Annotated in this window: 19 protein-coding genes; 16 read left to right on the plus strand and 3 right to left on the minus strand. The window is 70.0% G+C overall.

The annotated features are described in order from the left end of the window. Positions 1-7: 7 nt before the first annotated feature. Complete coding sequence (lipB, locus tag DEU34_RS06070; protein ID WP_121149240.1) at positions 8-646, minus strand: lipoyl(octanoyl) transferase LipB; 639 nt, start codon at positions 644-646, stop codon at positions 8-10. Between the two features lie 87 nt (positions 647-733). Between lipB and DEU34_RS06075 the strand changes: the two genes are divergently transcribed. The 4 genes from DEU34_RS06075 to ffh all read left to right on the plus strand — a co-directional run bounded on the left by DEU34_RS06075 (position 734) and on the right by ffh (position 4,558). Beyond that, the gene (locus DEU34_RS06075; protein WP_121149241.1) at positions 734-1,717 is read left to right on the plus strand and encodes a TetR family transcriptional regulator; all 984 of its coding nucleotides are present in this window, start codon (positions 734-736) and stop codon (positions 1,715-1,717) included. Positions 1,718-1,785: 68 nt separating this feature from the next. Further along, the gene (locus DEU34_RS06080) at positions 1,786-2,442 is read left to right on the plus strand and encodes a hypothetical protein (protein ID WP_121149242.1); all 657 of its coding nucleotides are present in this window, start codon (positions 1,786-1,788) and stop codon (positions 2,440-2,442) included. Then, positions 2,439-2,936 carry an RNA polymerase sigma factor gene (locus tag DEU34_RS06085; protein WP_121149757.1) on the plus strand — a complete coding sequence of 166 codons (498 nt, stop codon included), beginning with the start codon at positions 2,439-2,441 and terminating at the stop codon, positions 2,934-2,936. The genes DEU34_RS06080 and DEU34_RS06085 overlap by 4 nt, the downstream gene beginning before the upstream one ends. 59 nt (positions 2,937-2,995) lie before the next feature. Next, positions 2,996-4,558 carry a signal recognition particle protein gene (gene ffh, locus DEU34_RS06090; RefSeq protein ID WP_116646358.1) on the plus strand — a complete coding sequence of 521 codons (1,563 nt, stop codon included), beginning with the start codon at positions 2,996-2,998 and terminating at the stop codon, positions 4,556-4,558. 120 nt (positions 4,559-4,678) lie between these two features. Here the strand turns inward: ffh and DEU34_RS06095 are convergent, their stop codons facing one another. Then, positions 4,679-5,839, minus strand: coding sequence for a glutamate--cysteine ligase (locus DEU34_RS06095; RefSeq protein WP_121149243.1), 1,161 nt, complete (start codon positions 5,837-5,839; stop codon positions 4,679-4,681). A gap of 193 nt (positions 5,840-6,032) precedes the next feature. Here DEU34_RS06095 and rpsP point away from each other — a divergent pair, with 193 nt between their 5' ends. The 4 genes from rpsP to trmD are packed head-to-tail and all read left to right on the plus strand — an operon-like array spanning position 6,033 to position 8,051. Further along, complete coding sequence (gene rpsP, locus DEU34_RS06100) at positions 6,033-6,446, plus strand: 30S ribosomal protein S16 (protein ID WP_116646360.1); 414 nt, start codon at positions 6,033-6,035, stop codon at positions 6,444-6,446. 4 nt (positions 6,447-6,450) lie between these two features. Further along, on the plus strand, positions 6,451-6,681 hold the full coding sequence (locus DEU34_RS06105; RefSeq protein ID WP_116646361.1) for an RNA-binding protein: 231 nt from the start codon (positions 6,451-6,453) through the stop codon (positions 6,679-6,681). Then, positions 6,674-7,345: a ribosome maturation factor RimM gene (rimM, locus tag DEU34_RS06110; protein ID WP_121149244.1), complete on the plus strand. Its 672-nt coding sequence runs from the start codon at positions 6,674-6,676 to the stop codon at positions 7,343-7,345. The genes DEU34_RS06105 and rimM overlap by 8 nt, the downstream gene beginning before the upstream one ends. A 1-nt stretch (position 7,346) precedes the next feature. After that, on the plus strand, positions 7,347-8,051 hold the full coding sequence (trmD, locus tag DEU34_RS06115; RefSeq protein WP_121149245.1) for a tRNA (guanosine(37)-N1)-methyltransferase TrmD: 705 nt from the start codon (positions 7,347-7,349) through the stop codon (positions 8,049-8,051). Positions 8,052-8,062: 11 nt separating this feature from the next. Here trmD and map read toward each other — a convergent pair whose 3' ends face one another. Continuing rightward, a complete protein-coding gene (gene map / locus DEU34_RS06120; protein WP_121149246.1) occupies positions 8,063-8,845 on the minus strand; it encodes a type I methionyl aminopeptidase in 783 nt (260 codons plus the stop codon). 134 nt (positions 8,846-8,979) lie between these two features. Between map and DEU34_RS06125 the strand changes: the two genes are divergently transcribed. The 8 genes from DEU34_RS06125 to dprA all read left to right on the plus strand — a co-directional run bounded on the left by DEU34_RS06125 (position 8,980) and on the right by dprA (position 15,124). Next, the gene (locus DEU34_RS06125; RefSeq protein WP_121149247.1) at positions 8,980-9,468 is read left to right on the plus strand and encodes an MFS transporter permease; all 489 of its coding nucleotides are present in this window, start codon (positions 8,980-8,982) and stop codon (positions 9,466-9,468) included. 156 nt (positions 9,469-9,624) lie between these two features. Further along, on the plus strand, positions 9,625-9,975 hold the full coding sequence (rplS, locus tag DEU34_RS06130) for a 50S ribosomal protein L19 (protein WP_121149248.1): 351 nt from the start codon (positions 9,625-9,627) through the stop codon (positions 9,973-9,975). A gap of 159 nt (positions 9,976-10,134) precedes the next feature. Then, a complete protein-coding gene (gene lepB / locus DEU34_RS06135; RefSeq protein WP_121149249.1) occupies positions 10,135-10,893 on the plus strand; it encodes a signal peptidase I in 759 nt (252 codons plus the stop codon). A gap of 22 nt (positions 10,894-10,915) precedes the next feature. Then, entirely contained in the window at positions 10,916-11,575 is a 660-nt protein-coding gene (locus DEU34_RS06140) for a ribonuclease HII (RefSeq protein WP_121149250.1), read from the plus strand. A gap of 47 nt (positions 11,576-11,622) precedes the next feature. Beyond that, positions 11,623-11,946 carry a DUF2469 family protein gene (locus tag DEU34_RS06145; RefSeq protein ID WP_121149251.1) on the plus strand — a complete coding sequence of 108 codons (324 nt, stop codon included), beginning with the start codon at positions 11,623-11,625 and terminating at the stop codon, positions 11,944-11,946. Between the two features lie 102 nt (positions 11,947-12,048). Then, a complete protein-coding gene (locus tag DEU34_RS06150; RefSeq protein ID WP_121149252.1) occupies positions 12,049-12,411 on the plus strand; it encodes a YraN family protein in 363 nt (120 codons plus the stop codon). After that, a complete protein-coding gene (locus tag DEU34_RS06155) occupies positions 12,408-13,937 on the plus strand; it encodes a YifB family Mg chelatase-like AAA ATPase (protein ID WP_121149253.1) in 1,530 nt (509 codons plus the stop codon). Before DEU34_RS06150 ends, DEU34_RS06155 begins: the two co-directional genes overlap by 4 nt. Continuing rightward, positions 13,934-15,124 (plus strand): DNA-processing protein DprA, encoded by a 1,191-nt coding sequence (gene dprA / locus DEU34_RS06160; protein ID WP_121149254.1) that lies wholly within the window; start codon positions 13,934-13,936, stop codon positions 15,122-15,124. Before DEU34_RS06155 ends, dprA begins: the two co-directional genes overlap by 4 nt. The last annotated feature ends 34 nt before the right edge of the window (positions 15,125-15,158 follow it).

Here is a 15,158-nt window from a genome sequence, read left to right on the forward strand (position 1 = left end):
GCGACGCTCACGCGGCCACCGCCGCGAACTCGGACGCGAAGGCGGCCGTCACCGTCTCGACGACGTCGCGCGGCGAGAGCGATGCGCCCGTGACCTCGCTCACGGTCGTCACTCCCGCATCCGTGATGCCGCACGGCACGATCTGACGGAAGGGCGCGAGCGGATTGTCGCAGTTGAGGGCGAACCCGTGCATCGTGACGCCTTTCTCGACGCGGACTCCGATCGCCGCGATCTTGTCGTCGGACAGCGGCCCGTGCACCCAGACGCCGCTGCGTCCCTCGATCTGGTGGGCGTCGACGCCGTGGGCGCGCAGCGCGGTGATGAGCACGCGCTCGAGGCGTCGGACATGGGCGACGACGTCGATGGGCTCCGGCAGCCGCACGATGGGGTAGCCCACGAGCTGACCCGGACCGTGCCACGTGATGCGTCCACCCCGGTCGACATCCACGACGGGAATGCCGTCGCGCGGGCGATCGGCCTCCTGCGTGCGGGTGCCCGCCGTGTAGACGCTCTCGTGCTCCAGCACGATCAGCGTGTCGGCCCTGGTTCCGGCGAGCACCTCGGCGTGGATGCGTCGCTGCAGAGCCCACCCGTCGGGGTAGGGCACGTAGTGCGGGGCAAGGCCCGCCTCGAGGATCTCGACCATCTCGACCTCCGCCGGGGGTTGTTGCATGGAGTCTAACAACCCTGATGCGGGGGCGGAGTCCGCACCCGCGCGCCTACCCTGGAGAACATGGCACCCGATCAGCGCGGGGGGCGACCTCGCGCGTCGTCTCGAGAGACTCTGGCGGAAGCAGCATCCGAGCTCTTCCTCGAGAAGGGTTTCGCCGAGACCTCGGTCGCCGACATCACGACGCGCGCCGGCGTGAGCCGCTCCAGCTTCTTTAACTACTTCGCGACCAAGAGCGATGTGCTCTGGGCGGGCTTCGACGAGCGCGTCGCCGGCCTGGACGCAGCGCTCGACCGCGACGGCGGCGACGTCGACGCGGTGGTGCGTCGGGCGCTGCGGGATCTGCTCGACGGATTCGATCCCGACACGCTGGCGTTGGCGCTCGCGCAGTCCGACACGATGGGACTCGCCGACGAGATCGAGCGCGAGTCGGCGGTGCGGCGTGCGCGCATCGCGCGAGCGGTCGCGGAGAGACTCGTCGCCGGGGGTGTCGACCCGTTGCGCGCCGAGGTGCTGGGTGCGGCGCACGGGGGAGCGGTGCTGGCGGCGCTGTCGCGATGGGCGGGTTCCGGCGCGGGCCGCACCCCGCTGGGCGCGATCCTGTCGCAAGCCCTGGAGGCGGTTGCGCCGGCCGGTGGCGGAGGGGCCGTGCGGCAGCTGCGCGTCGTCGTCCGCGCCGACGACTACGAGGCCGCCGTGGCGTTCTACCGGGACGTCGTGGGCATGCCGGAGAGGGCTGCCTACGAGGGTGATGGCGATGCGCGAGTGACGATCCTCGAGGCCGGAGTCGCGACCCTGGAACTCGCGAACGCCGCTCAGGTCGCGATGATCGATCGCGTCGAGACCGACGGCGACGCCCCGAGCGACAGCATCCGCCTCGCCCTGGAGGTCTCCCACGCGGCGGAGGCGACCGAGCGTCTCGTCGCGGGAGGCGCGGCGCTCCAGGCCTCGCCCCGCACCACCCCGTGGGGGTCGCGCAACAGCCGTCTGCGCGCGCCCGCGGATCTTCAGGTCACGCTCTTCGAGGAGGGAGCGGTGTCCGAATGACGCCGCCGTGTGGACGTTCGGCGCACATCCGGACAGGTCGATAGATGAACCGACCTGAGGAGGACGAGATGGACACGGACACCACTGAGCTCGATCGCATGCTGGCAGCCGCCGCGCCGCGCGGCGTGCAGGAGGACGCGGGGCTACGCCGGGAGATCGCATCGATGGCGAGGAGCGCCCGGGCGGCGGCCCATCCTCGTCGTCGACGGGGAATGCGCGTAGCGCTGGGGGCGGTTCTGGCGACAGCGATGGTCGGCGGGGCGGGCGTCGCCGTGGCGGGGACCGTCTTCGACTGGGCGCCGTGGGCGCAGGATGCCGACGTGGTCTACGCCTTCGAGCTGCCGAGCGGGCGCGCGTGCGAGGCACGCGTCCAGGTACTGGAGGTCACATCGGTGGACGAGTTCGGCCGAGTCGCGACCTCGGTGAACGGCGAGCTCACTGAGCACTTCCGCTCGATCGATGCGATCGCCCGTATCGACATAGAGGCCGCCGTCGCGCAGGTGCGAGCGCGCGATAGCGGCACAGCGATGGTCGTGCTCGGTGCGGACGGCCGACTCGAGGACGTGCCGGCGACGGGCGCGGGCCCGACCGACGACGACGTTTACGCGGCGGCGATCGACGTCTCGCTCGCCGACGTGCTCCACGACGAGTTTGATGCGCTCGGATGGGGCGATGAGGGCTGGTCTGCGAACGAGGATCTCCAGTGCGCGCCGGTCGCCCCGTGACCGCCGCGTCACGACGGTTGACGGCGGCTCTGGAGGGATGCTCTGTGGATGTGCTCTCCTACCTCTCGCGTCGTGTGGGTCACGACGACGCGCCCGACCTGCTCGGTGAGGCGATGGTCGTGGCGTGGCGGCGCGTCGACGATCTGCCCGACGATCCCGAGCGGGCGCGCATGTGGCTGTTCGGTCTCGCCCGCGGCGTGCTGCTGAACCACCGCCGCGGCGAGCGGAGGCGGTGGGCGCTGGCCGACCGCATCCGCTCGTACGTCGTGCGGGAAGACACGGTCGCTCCGGCAGCGGATCATGGAGCCGACGTGCGCGACGCGATCACCCGCCTGGATCCCGACCTGCGCGAACTCGTCGAGCTGGTGCACTGGGAGCGGATGTCGCTCGCTGAGGCGGCCGAGGTGGTCGGCATCTCATCCTCCACGGCGCGCGGGCGGTACCAGCGCGCGAAGGCGGAGTTGAGAGCGGCGCTCGGGGCCACGGTGCGATGAACCGGATGCTGCCGACTCATGCCGGTCGGCAGCATCCGCTCGCGTAAACTTGTTGGATCATGGCTACTTTCGGCACGCTCTCCGACCGTCTTACAGAGACGTTCCGCAACCTCCGCACCAAGGGCAAGCTCACGCCCGCGGACGTCGACGGAACCGTGCGCGAGATCCGTCGCGCCCTCCTCGACGCCGACGTCGCGCTGCCCGTGGTCAAGGACTTCACCGCGTCCGTGCGCGAACGCGCCCTGGGCGACGAGGTCAACAAGGCGCTCAACCCGGCGCAGCAGGTCGTGCAGATCGTCAACGAGGAGCTCGTCGGCATCCTCGGCGGGCAGCAGCGTCGCCTGCAGTTCGCGAAGAACCCGCCGACCGTGATCATGCTCGCGGGTCTCCAGGGGTCGGGTAAGACGACCTTCGCCGGAAAGCTCGCGAAGCAGCTCGAGAAGGAGGGCCACACGCCGCTCCTCGTCGCCGCCGACCTCCAGCGCCCGAACGCCGTCAACCAGCTGCAGGTCGTCGCGCAGCAGGCCGGTGCGACGATCTTCGCCCCCGAGCCGGGCAACGGCGTCGGCGATCCGGTGAAGGTCGCGAAGGCGGGCGTGGAGCACGCGCGGCGTCAGCAGCACGACGTCGTCATCATCGACACGGCCGGACGCCTCGGCGTCGACGCCGAGCTGATGAAGCAGGCCTCGAACATCCGCAAGGCGACCGATCCCGACGAGGTGCTGTTCGTCATCGACGCGATGATCGGTCAGGACGCCGTCAACACCGCCAAGGCCTTCCAGGAGGGCGTGGACTTCACCGGTGTGGTGCTGTCGAAGCTCGACGGCGACGCCCGCGGTGGAGCGGCTCTGTCGGTGGCCTCCGTCACCGGCCGTCCGATCATCTACGCGTCGACCGGCGAGGGCCTCGACGATCTCGAGCCGTTCCACCCCGATCGCATGGCGAGCCGCATCCTCGACCTCGGCGACATCCTGACCCTCATCGAGCAGGCGCAGTCGGCCTTCGACGAGGAAGAGGCGATGAAGGTCGCCGAGAAGCTCGCGACGTCGACTTTCACTCTCGAGGACTTCCTCGAGCAGATGCAGCAGATGAAGAAGATGGGCTCGATGAAGAAGATGCTCGGGATGCTCCCGGGTATGGGCTCCATGAAGCAGCAGATGGAGAACTTCGACGAGCGCGAGATCGATCGCACCGAGGCGATCATCCGCTCGATGACGATCGCCGAGCGGCGCAACCCCAAGCTGCTCAACGGTTCGCGGCGCCTGCGCATCGCGCGCGGTTCGGGCATGACCGTCACCGACGTGAACGCGCTCGTGCAGCGTTTCGACCAGGCCGCGAAGATGATGAAGACGATGGCCCGCGGCGGAGTGCCCAACATCCCGGGCATGGGTCCGGTGCCCGGAGCGGGGCGTCCGGGAGCCTCTTCGAAGCGCGGCAAGCAGCAGAAGGCGAAGGGGTCGCGGTCGGGCAACCCGGCCAAGCGTGCCGCCGAGAACGCCGGCATCGCCGCCTCCGCCCCCGCCGCCCCGACGGGCTCGGGGTTCGGCCTGGGTGGTGCGAAGGGCGCCGCTCCGTCGGAGGCCGACCTCGCCGAGCTGCAGAAGATGCTCGGCCGCGGCTGACGCGTCGCATACGCCGTCTCGAACGTAGGACCCGGCGCGCGGATAGGACGTTCCGCCGCAGATCGTCCTCCGTCGACGCCATCTCCTGCTTTCGGCGCGGTGAAGGACGGATGCTGCGCGCTAGAGCGACGACAGCAGGTGCTCGCGGAGCGTGGGTCCGCCCCGGAACTCGCGGATGAGGTGCTGCACGACCTGACGGAGATCGCCGTCGGCGGCGTCGGCGACCGCGATCTGGCGCGCGGAGCTGCCGCCGGTTGCGAGGATCGTCTGCAGTCCCTCGAACTCCCGTGCGCACTTGAGCTCGGACGCTACCTCGCGCAGCCGATCGATCGTCTCGTGCAGGTGCTCGACGACGGGCTCTTCGCGCCCGGCCGAGTCGACGATGACCCTGGCGTCGAGGCCGTAGCGGGCCGCTCGCCACTTGTTCTCCCGGGCGAACCACGGCTGGATGCGGGGGAGGTCCCGCCCTTCGTCGAGATCACGCGAGAACTGCTCGACCAGCGCCTGGACCAGCGACGCGACGGCGGCGAGCTCGGGCAGCGTCGACATCCCGTCGCACGCGCGCACCTCGATCGTTCCCCAGCGCGGGGCGGGGCGGATGTCCCACCGCACCTCGGAGGCGTCGGCCATCACGCCGGTGCGCGCCATGTCGTCGAGATAGCCCTCGAACTGCGCCCAATCGTCGAGCGGCCAGGGGAGCCCGGCCGTCGGGAGCTGTTGGAAGACCAGTGCGCGGTTCGATGCGTATCCGGTGCGCTCACCCGCCCAGAACGGACTGGAGGCCGAGAGCGCCTGCAGATGCGGCAGGTAGGTCGTGAGGGCGCCGATGATGGGCAGCACCTTGTTGACGTCCTCGACGCCGACGTGGATGTGGATGCCCCAGATCATCATGTTGCGACCCCACCACTGGGTGCGCTCGATGAGGCTCTCGTAACGGGTCTTGTCGGTGACCTGCTGGTCGTACCACTGCGCGAAGGGGTGGCTGCCGGCGCACAGCAGCTCCAGATGGCGCGGCTCGGTCTCGGCCCGCACGGCGGCGATCGCGTCCGCGACGTCGTCGACGGCCGCAGCGACCGTGTCGCCGATACCGCTCGTGATCTCGACGGTGTTCGTCAGGAGCTCGCCCGTGACGGTGAAGCGCTCGAGCGCCGTGGACTCCTCCAGCGCATCCAGGATCTCGGGGGCGCGCGGGACGAGGTCGCCCGTATCCGCGTCGGCGAGCATGAGTTCCCACTCGATCCCGACCGTCGAACGGGGGGATGTCGCGAAGGGCACCGTCATGGCCACATTCTGACATCCCGCGATCCGCGAACCGTCGTTTCGCGGCACGCGCCGTCATCTGGCAGAATAGAGGGTCGGACCCGGTACTCGACCCTCTATCCAGTTCCCGGTCCACCTATTTGAGCTTCCGCCGGGTGTGCACCCCACTCTCCAGGCGTTCGGTTCGTTCGCTTTCCACACATTCAGGAGAATCGTGGCTGTAAAGATCCGTCTCAAGCGCCTAGGCAAGATCCGTGCGCCGTACTACCGCATCGTCGTCGCCGACTCGCGCACCAAGCGCGACGGCCGTGTCATCGAAGAGATCGGCAAGTACCACCCCACCGAGGAGCCCTCGTTCATCGAGGTCGACTCCGAGCGTGCGCAGTACTGGCTCGGCGTCGGCGCTCAGCCGAGCCCGCAGGTGCTCGCCATCCTCAAGATCACGGGCGACTGGGGCACCTTCAAGGGTGACGCGAACGCGACGTCGACGCTGAAGACCAAGGCCGAGAAGGTCCCCTTCGAGGTCGACTCCTCGAAGAAGTCGGTCATCAAGCCCAAGGCCGACAAGCCCGCCGCGGCCCCGGCCGACGCTGAGGGCGACGCCGACGCGGCGTCCGCCTCCGAGTAAGCCGTTGCTCGCCGCCGCGCTCGAACACGTCGTCAAGGGGATCGTCGATCACCCCGACGCCGTGTCCATCCGTTCCTCCACGTCGCCTCGCGGTGACGTGCTGGAGGTGCACGTCCACCCCGATGACCGGGGTCGCGTGATCGGGCGCGGCGGACGCACGGCCAAAGCCCTGCGGACGGTCGTCGGCGCTCTCGCCGACGGTCGCCGCGTGCGGGTCGACGTCGCCGATGACTGACGTGCCCGCAGAAGGCCGCGCGCACTCCCCGCGTCCGGCTCGCACCCAGTTGCGCGTGGGGCGCCTCGTGAAGGCGCACGGGCTCAAGGGAGCCTTAAAGATCGAGCTCTACACCGACGATCCCGATGGCCGCTTCGCGCCCGGGTCGACCTTCACCCTCCAGGTTCCCGAGTCGTCGCCGTGGCACGGCAAGCCCCTCACGGTGCGCGAGTTCCGCTGGATGAACAGCCACCCCGTCGCCTTCTTCGAGGGTGTCGACGACCGCAGCGGAGCCGAAGAGCTGGTTCGCGCGATCCTCTGGATCGACGAGGACGCCGAGTCCGCTCCCGTCGAGGACGACGCCTGGTACGACCACCAGCTGGTCGGTCTCGACGTCGTGCGCGACGGGTCCGTCGTGGGCCGTGTGATCCGCGTCGACCACCTTCCCTCGCAGGATCTGCTGGCCGTGCGCCCCGCGGGCGCCGCCGACGACGAGATCCTCGTCCCCTTCGTCAAGGCCATCGTGCCCGAGGTCGACATCTCCGCGGGGCGCGTCATCGTGACCCCTCCGGCGGGTCTGTTCGAGGAGCTCGAGTCGGACGAATCGGAGACGGCCGCCGGTAGGGCGGACGTCGTGGAGCCGGCCGCGACAGAGTCCTCCGAGGGCGACGACACGGACCGCTGACGTGCGCATCGACGTCGTCACCATCTTCCCGGCCTTCTTCGACGCCCTCGAGGTATCTCTCCTCGGCAAGGCCCGCGGTGCGGGCATCCTCGACGTCCGGGTGCACGACCTGCGTTCCTGGGCGCACGATCGTCACCGGACGGTGGACGACACGCCCTACGGCGGCGGCGCCGGCATGGTGATGAAGCCCGAGCCCTGGGGTGCCGCCCTGGACACGATCGTGACGGATGCCGGCGACGACCCCGCGGCGCAGCATCCGGTCATCATCTTCCCCTCGCCCGCCGGCGAGGTCTTCACCCAGGCCACGGCGCGCGAGCTCGCCCAGGAGTCCCACCTCATGTTCGGCTGCGGCCGCTACGAGGGCATCGACGAGCGCGTGTTCTCGTACGCGGCGACGATCGGCCGCGTGCGGCTGGTGAGCCTCGGCGACTACGTGCTCAACGGGGGAGAGGTGGCGTCGATGGCGATGATCGAGGCCATCGGCCGTCTCGTGCCGGGTGTCGTCGGCAACCCGGCCAGCCTGGTCGAGGAATCGCACGAGGACGGCCTGCTGGAGTACCCGTCGTACACGAAGCCCGCTTCCTGGCGCGAGCGAGAGGTGCCGCCGATCCTTCTCAGCGGCAATCACGGGGCGATCGCCGCGTGGCGTCGCGAGCAGCAGGTCGAGCGCACGCGCGAGCGTCGTCCCGACCTGCTGCCCGAGTAGTCTTCCGCGCGTCAGTCGACGCCGAGGAACGAGCGGTCGGTCAACACGATCGGGCCTGCGGACGTCATGGCCACGGTGTGCTCGGCATGCGCGCCGCGCGAACCGTCGGCACTGCGGAGCGTCCAGCCGTCGGCGTCGGTGACGAGCTTGTCGGTGGTGGCGAGGAACCACGGTTCGAGCGCGACGACCAGCCCCTCGCGCAGCGGGTACCCGCGTCCGGCCTTGCCGTCGTTGGGCACGTGCGGATCGCCGTGCATGACCCGACCGACACCGTGGCCGCCGAAGTCGGTGTTGATCGAGTAGCCGTCGGCGTGGGCGACGGCGGCGATCGCCGAGGAGATGTCGCCGATCTTCTGGCCCACCACAGCCGCGTCGATGGCGGCGGCGAGGGCGCGCTCGGTGGTGTCGATGAGGGCGAGGTCCTCGTCGCGCGGGGTTCCGACGACGAACGAGAGGGCCGAATCGGCGACCCACCCATCCACCGAGACGGCGAAGTCGAGCGAGACGAGGTCGCCGTCGCGGAGGGCGTAGTCGTGGGGGAGACCATGCAGCACGGCATCGTTGATGGACGTGCAGATGACTTTCCCGAACGGGCTCGCGCCGAACGAGGGGTGGTAGTCGATGTAGCAGGACTCCGCGCCCGCACGCCGGATCAGCTCGTGCGCGCGGCGATCGATGGTGAGGAGGTTCGTGCCGACCGTGGTGTCCTCCCGGAGTGCGGCGAGCGTCTCGGCGACGAAGCGACCCGCCGGGCGCATGGCGTCGATCTCGGCGGGGGTGCGCAGTTCGATCATGAGTGTCCTTTCACCCGCCCCATTCTTCCGCGACAGGGCCCTCCGACCTATTCACGACGGCGCGAATCCGAGAGGATGCTTCGGGCTCGCCCTGCAACGGCAGAGACGCCGAGACCGCCGCGTAGCATCGAAGCATGTGGCTCCGACGGCTGTACTTCCACTGCCTCTTCCCGGCTGCCGTGGTGCTGCCCCTCTGGCTCCTCGTCGGGTGGGGTGTGTTCCAGGCGGGCGGACTCGCCTTCCTCTGGGTGCTGTTCATCGCCGCCCCGTCGGTCTTGGTCGGTCAGACCGTGCTCGCGCTGCTCGTCCGCGCGCGCGGGAGCGTTCGTGCGGAACGCGCCGTGTCGTGGTGGGACGTCCTGGCGTTCTCGGTCTGGCACGCGCTGATCATCGCCACGGGATTCTTCTCGTCGTGGTTCGCTCTGTCGCTCGTCCTGGCGATTGTCGCGGCGGTGGGCGTCTTCTGGGTGAGCATCACGCAGCTCTGGCGTGAGAGCCGGGCATCGGTCATGCTCCTGCGCACCGCCGATGGCACCGGGTACATCCCGCCGACGCGTTCTTCGTCCACCCCGAGAGCCGATCCGACGGTCGTCGTTCTCGAGGAGCGGCCCCACCAGTCGTAGGGTTTTGGACCGCTGCCGCATCCGTGGCAGAATAGACGTTTGTGTCCTGACCGGTTCTGCCACAGGGGAACCCGCCGCATTCGCGGCACGGACGCGTCATCCCATTCTTGAACACATCATGCCGTCGACCTGTGGCGGCCGCAGGAAGAGACGATCATGCAGATCCTCGACGCAGTCGACGCGGCTTCGCTCCGCACCGACATCCCGACCTTCGCCCCCGGCGACAACGTGAAGGTCCACGTCAACATCACGGAGGGCAACCGCTCCCGTATCCAGGTCTTCCAGGGCGTCGTGCTCGGCCGCTCCGGTGACGGCGTCCGCGAGACCTTCACGGTCCGGAAGATCAGCTTCCAGGTGGGCGTCGAGCGCACCTTCCCCGTGCACAGCCCGGTGATCGACCACATCGAGGTCGTCACGCGCGGTGACGTTCGTCGCGCGAAGCTCTACTACCTCCGCAACCTCCGCGGCAAGAAGGCCAAGATCAAGGAGAAGCGCGACGCTCGCTGAGTCGCCTCTCTCGAACGCCCCGGGCTGATGCCCGGGGCGTTCGTCGTACCCCGTCCGACATCGGTCGAGATGGGCGGCCCGGTGCACCGCGGGCGGCGGAGCGTGTGCGAACCTTGTGTGTGCGGTTCCCGAACGGCGGCGAGCCGAGTGAGGCATCCCATGAGCAGTGACCAGGCCGCCCCCGCCGACGAATCGGCCCCCGTCCTGGCGGAGGACAAGCCCCGTCGCGGGTGGCTGACGTTCCTTCGAGACGTCGTGGTCATCGTCCTGATCGCGCTGCTGGTGTCGTTCCTCGTCAAGACCTTCCTCGTTCGGTCGTTCTACATCCCGTCGGCGTCGATGAATCAGACGCTGATCGAGAACGACCGCATCCTCGTCGACGAGATCACGCCGCGCTTCGGCGGCTACGACCGCGGCGACGTCGTCGTCTTCCGCGATCCCGGCGGCTGGCTGGAGAAGGCGCCCCAGGCGCCTGTCTCGCCCTTCACCGAGAGCGTGGAGTGGGTGCTCTCCCTCGTCGGCCTCGCGGCTCCCGACAGCGATGAGCACCTCATCAAGCGCATCATCGGCGTCGGCGGCGACCACGTGGTCTGCTGCAATGCTCTCGGACAGACGACGGTCAACGGGCAGGCGATCGACGAGACCGCCTACCTCAATCTTCTTCCTGGCAAGACGGCGCCCGACGTGCGCGAGTACGACGTGACCGTGCCCGAGGGCTCGATCTGGGTGATGGGCGACAACCGCGACAACTCGCAGGACTCCCGCTTCCACCAGGATCAGCCCGGGGGCGGGTTCGTGCCCGTGGACAACGTCGTCGGACGCGCGTTCCTCATCACCTGGCCCTTTGACCGCTTCGGGCTGATCGACTTCCACCACGAGGTGTTCGCGGGGGTGCCCGCGCCGGAGGCCGCGCCGTGACGCTCCTGTCGGGGATGACGTCGTGACCGTCGTCGAGCCGCGTCTGACGCTGGAGCGTCGGCTGCTCAAGGACTACCCCCTGGTAATCGCCTGCGACGAGGTCGGGCGCGGGGCCCTCGCGGGTCCTGTCGCCGTGGGTGCTGCGGTCGTCGATCCCGCTCTGTCGCGCAAACGCATCCCCGCGGGGCTGCGTGACTCCAAGCTGGTTCCTGAACCCCGGCGTGCCGACGTCGCCGCTCGCGCGGCATCGTGGGTGTCGGAGAGCGCGGTCGGGTGGGCGAGCTCGGTCGAGATCGACGAGATCGGGATCATGGCGGCGCTCGGCCTCGCCGCCGTCCGGGCGCTGGCCGACCTGCGGGCGCACGGGGTCGTGCCCGAGACGGCGATCGTGATCCTCGACGGCAACTACGACTACATCACCCCCGCCGGCGCCCAGGGGCTGCGCGTGACGCCGATCATCAAGGCCGACCGCGACTGCGCCAGCGCTGCCGCCGCCTCCGTGATCGCGAAGGTCGCGCGGGATGCGCTGATGGTGACGCTGCACGACGACCTGCCCGCGTACAACTGGGCGAGGAACAAGGGCTACGCGAGCCTCGATCACCGCGAGGCCATATCCGCCAACGGGCTGAGCGCCCATCACCGGCATTCCTGGGCCATCACCGACGCACCGACGCTCTTCTGACACCGGCTGTGCCGGGCGCACGCGCGCGCCCGTAGGATGGAGCAACCATGGATGACGATGTTTTCGAGGACTACGACCGCGAACTCGAACTCGCCCTTTACCGGGAGTACCGCGACGTTGTCTCGCAGTTCCAGTACGTGATCGAGACCGAGCGGCGCTTCTACCTCGCGAACGAGGTGAACGTCGTCCGTCGCGACACCGAGCACGACTTCTATTTCGAGATCTCGATGACCGACGTCTGGGTCTGGGACATCTACCGGGCCGACCGGTTCGTGAAGTCGGTGCGTGTGCTCACGTTCAAGGACGTCAACGTCGAGGAGCTTTCGCGACGGGACTTCCAGCTGCCCGAGGAGCTCTCGCTCGACAGCTGATGCCGCCGCATCCGTTCCTCCACAGGACGTGGATCACGCGCGGAGTTCACAGCTCGTGCGAAGCGCCCGGTCTGACCGCCCGGCCCCGCGCACCATGGGGGCATGGCAGCCAAGGACGACGTCGGGCGCGCGGGTGAACAGCGCGCCGCCGACCACCTGATCACCCTCGGATACCGGATCATCGACCGCAATTGGCGGTGTTCTCAGGGGGAGGTCGACATCGTCGCCGTCCGCGGGAGCACGCTGGCGGTGGTCGAGGTCAAGACCCGGCGGTCGCTGGCGTTCGGTCACCCCCTCGAGGCCATCGACGAGCGTAAGGCCGCGCGGCTCTGGCGTCTCGCGGCAGCGTGGATCGCGGCGCACCCGCGGGAGGCCCGGGGGCGCAGGCTTCGCCTCGACGCGATCGCGATCACCGGGGCCGACCCCGCGACGGGTGTGCTCGAGCACCTGGAAGACGCGCTGTGAGTGTGGCACGCACTCTGTCGGTGGCGCTCAACGGCCTCGAAGGAGCGATCGTCGAGGTCGAGGCAGACCTGTCGGAGCAGACGCCGAAGTTCGTGATCATCGGCCTCCCCGACAAGTCGCTCGGCGAGGCCGTGCAACGCGTGCACAACGCGTGCGTGAACAGGGGGCTGGCGCTTCCACGACGGCGCCTCACCGTCAACCTCTCGCCCGCCAGCCTGCCGAAACAGGGATCCGGCTTCGACGTCGCCATCGCGGTCGCGGCGCTCGCGACCGAGCGCGAGATGGATGCGGCGGGCGTCGCGTCGACCGTACATCTGGGCGAGCTCGGTCTCGACGGGCGTCTGCGTCCGGTGCCGGGCGTTCTCCCCGCGGTCGCGGCGGCGGCGCGCGCGGGTATCCGTCGTGCGGTCGTGCCTCGCGCGAACCTCGCGGAGGCCGAGCTCGTGGACGGGATCGAGGTATGCGGCGCGAGCTGTCTCGCCGAGGTCGTACGGTGGCACGGGCTCGACGTCGACATCCCCCCGGTGGAGCCGGTGGTACTCGCCCGCGAGGAGGTCTCCACCGACGAGGTGCCGGAGCTCGCCGACGTCATCGGCCAGCGCGAGGCGATCGACGCGCTGCTCGTCGCCGCGGCGGGAGGCCACCATCTGCTCATGAGCGGTCCGCCCGGCGCAGGCAAGACGATGCTCGCTCAGCGGCTCCCCGGCATCCTGCCTCCGCTCGACGAGTCTGCCGCGCTGGCGGTCGGTTCGGTGCGATCGCTGTCGGGTGAGCCCGTGACCCGGCTCTCGAAGGTGCCCCCCTTCGAGGCTCCGCATCACAGCGCGAGCATCGCCGCACTGGTCGGCGGCGGGTCCAGGATCGTCCGTCCCGGCGCGATCGCCCGGGCGAGTGAAGGCGTCCTGTTCCTGGACGAGGCGGGGGAGTTCGCCTCGAGCGCTCTCGACGCGCTGCGGCAGCCTCTGGAGTCGGGGTCGATCGTCATCCACCGCTCCGGAATCACGGCCGCGTATCCCGCCCGGTTCCAGTTGGTCGTCGCCACGAACCCCTGTCCGTGCGGGAACTTCGCCGTGCCCGGTGCGGAGTGCGTCTGCCCGCCGCACGCCATCCGACGCTACTTCTCGCGACTGTCGGGGCCGCTGCTCGATCGCATCGACATCGAGTTGTCGATGCGGCGAGTGGCCGTCGCCCGCAACGATCCGTCGCTCGGCGGGTCGATGACGACCTCCGCCGCACGCGAGAAGGTGGGCGAAGCCCGGGCGAGGGCGGCCCTCCGGCTGCGGGACACCCCGTGGCGGCGCAATGCCGAGGTGCCCGGCTCGTGGTTGCGACAGGGGCCGCTGGCCCCGGCCCCGGTGGTGAGGCGCCCGATCGACGCGGCGTTGCATCGGGGGATGCTGACGCTGCGAGGCTACGACCGCGTGCTGCGCGTGGCGTGGTCGTTGGCCGATCTGGCGGGGCGCGGGGCCATCGACGTCGGCGACGTCGGTCGCGCGCTCTACCTCAAGAAAGGGGTGCCGGCGTGACACGGATCGAGGTGACCGCCGCCGCCGCCCGGGCGGCGCTGGCGGGCGTGCGCGAGGTCGACGTGGCGGAGGCGACGCTCGTGGAGGCCTTCGCTCGTGTGGTCTGGAGCGTCGTCGTCGAGCCCGGCGACGGAGTGGCCGGCCGAATCGTGGAGGAATGGGGCGCGGCCGAAGCTCTGAGGCGTCTCGTTGCGGGTCGGTCGTTGACCATGGACGGGGTCGATGCGTCCGACCTGGCGAAGGGCATCGCCCGGTGGAGACCCCGCGGCGACGCGACAGCGGTGCGAGCGGCCGTCGAGTCCGCGCGGCGGACGGGTGCCCGTCTGATCCTCCCCGGCGACGTCGGGTGGCCCGGCCGTCTCGCCGACCTCGGCGTGCACGCGCCGTTCGTGCTGTGGTCGCGGGGCGATGCCGCGCTCGTCGCCGACGACCGGCGAACGGTCGCCATCGTGGGGGCACGCGCGGCGACCGCCTACGGCGAGCACGTGGCGGGCGAACTCGCGGCGGAACTCGCATCGGCGGGGATCACGATCGTCTCCGGTGCCGCGTACGGCATCGACGGCGTCGCGCATCGCGCTGCACTTCACGTCGGCGGGCGAACGGTGGCTCTGCTGGCCGGGGGAGTGGATCGGCCCTACCCCTCGGGTCATACCGCGTTGATCGAGGCGACGGCCCGCTCCGGCGCGGTGCTCGCGGAGACCCCGTGCGGCACTCCACCCACGAAATGGCGCTTCCTCGCCAGGAACAGGCTCATAGCGTCGCTGGCCGACGCGACGGTCGTCGTCGAGGCGGGGGTGCGCAGCGGTTCGCTGAACACCGCCGCGCATGCGGCCGCCCTCGGCCGGCCCCTCGGGGCGGTTCCCGGAGCGATCACGAGTGCGTCGTCGGCGGGGTGCCATCGCGTCATCCGTGACTTCGACGGTGCGCTCGTCACGTGCGCCGGCGACGTGCGCGAGATGCTCGGCCTGAGCGACGCGCCCACCCTGTCGTTCGACGAAACCCGCACCGACGAGATGACCCGTGTGCTCGACGCGATGAGCACGCGACAGTCGCGCAGCGCCGACGAGATCGCTCGGCGCAGCGGCATCGCACCTCACGACGTGGCAGGGTTGATCGCCCTCGCCGAGCTGGCGGGGCAGGCCATCGAGCGAGCGGACGGGTGGCGCCGAGCACCCTCCACCCGATGACGCGCCGACGCGGCACGCCGCGGCGCCCGCGACG

Origin of the sequence: Microbacterium sp. AG1240 (assembly GCF_003635115.1) — a bacterium.
Taxonomy (GTDB): domain Bacteria; phylum Actinomycetota; class Actinomycetes; order Actinomycetales; family Microbacteriaceae; genus Microbacterium.

Coding starts and splice junctions, on each gene's coding strand:
- DEU34_RS06080 (WP_121149242.1), top strand. CDS start 1,786: ATGGACACGGACACCACTGAGCTCGATCGCATGCTGGCAGCCGCCGCG.
- rimM (WP_121149244.1), top strand. CDS start 6,674: ATGACTGACGTGCCCGCAGAAGGCCGCGCGCACTCCCCGCGTCCGGCT.
- DEU34_RS06095 (WP_121149243.1), bottom strand. CDS start 5,839: ATGACGGTGCCCTTCGCGACATCCCCCCGTTCGACGGTCGGGATCGAG.
- DEU34_RS06145 (WP_121149251.1), top strand. CDS start 11,623: ATGGATGACGATGTTTTCGAGGACTACGACCGCGAACTCGAACTCGCC.
- map (WP_121149246.1), bottom strand. CDS start 8,845: ATGATCGAACTGCGCACCCCCGCCGAGATCGACGCCATGCGCCCGGCG.
- lepB (WP_121149249.1), top strand. CDS start 10,135: ATGAGCAGTGACCAGGCCGCCCCCGCCGACGAATCGGCCCCCGTCCTG.
- DEU34_RS06150 (WP_121149252.1), top strand. CDS start 12,049: ATGGCAGCCAAGGACGACGTCGGGCGCGCGGGTGAACAGCGCGCCGCC.
- ffh (WP_116646358.1), top strand. CDS start 2,996: ATGGCTACTTTCGGCACGCTCTCCGACCGTCTTACAGAGACGTTCCGC.
- DEU34_RS06075 (WP_121149241.1), top strand. CDS start 734: ATGGCACCCGATCAGCGCGGGGGGCGACCTCGCGCGTCGTCTCGAGAG.
- DEU34_RS06125 (WP_121149247.1), top strand. CDS start 8,980: ATGTGGCTCCGACGGCTGTACTTCCACTGCCTCTTCCCGGCTGCCGTG.
- lipB (WP_121149240.1), bottom strand. CDS start 646: ATGGTCGAGATCCTCGAGGCGGGCCTTGCCCCGCACTACGTGCCCTAC.
- rplS (WP_121149248.1), top strand. CDS start 9,625: ATGCAGATCCTCGACGCAGTCGACGCGGCTTCGCTCCGCACCGACATC.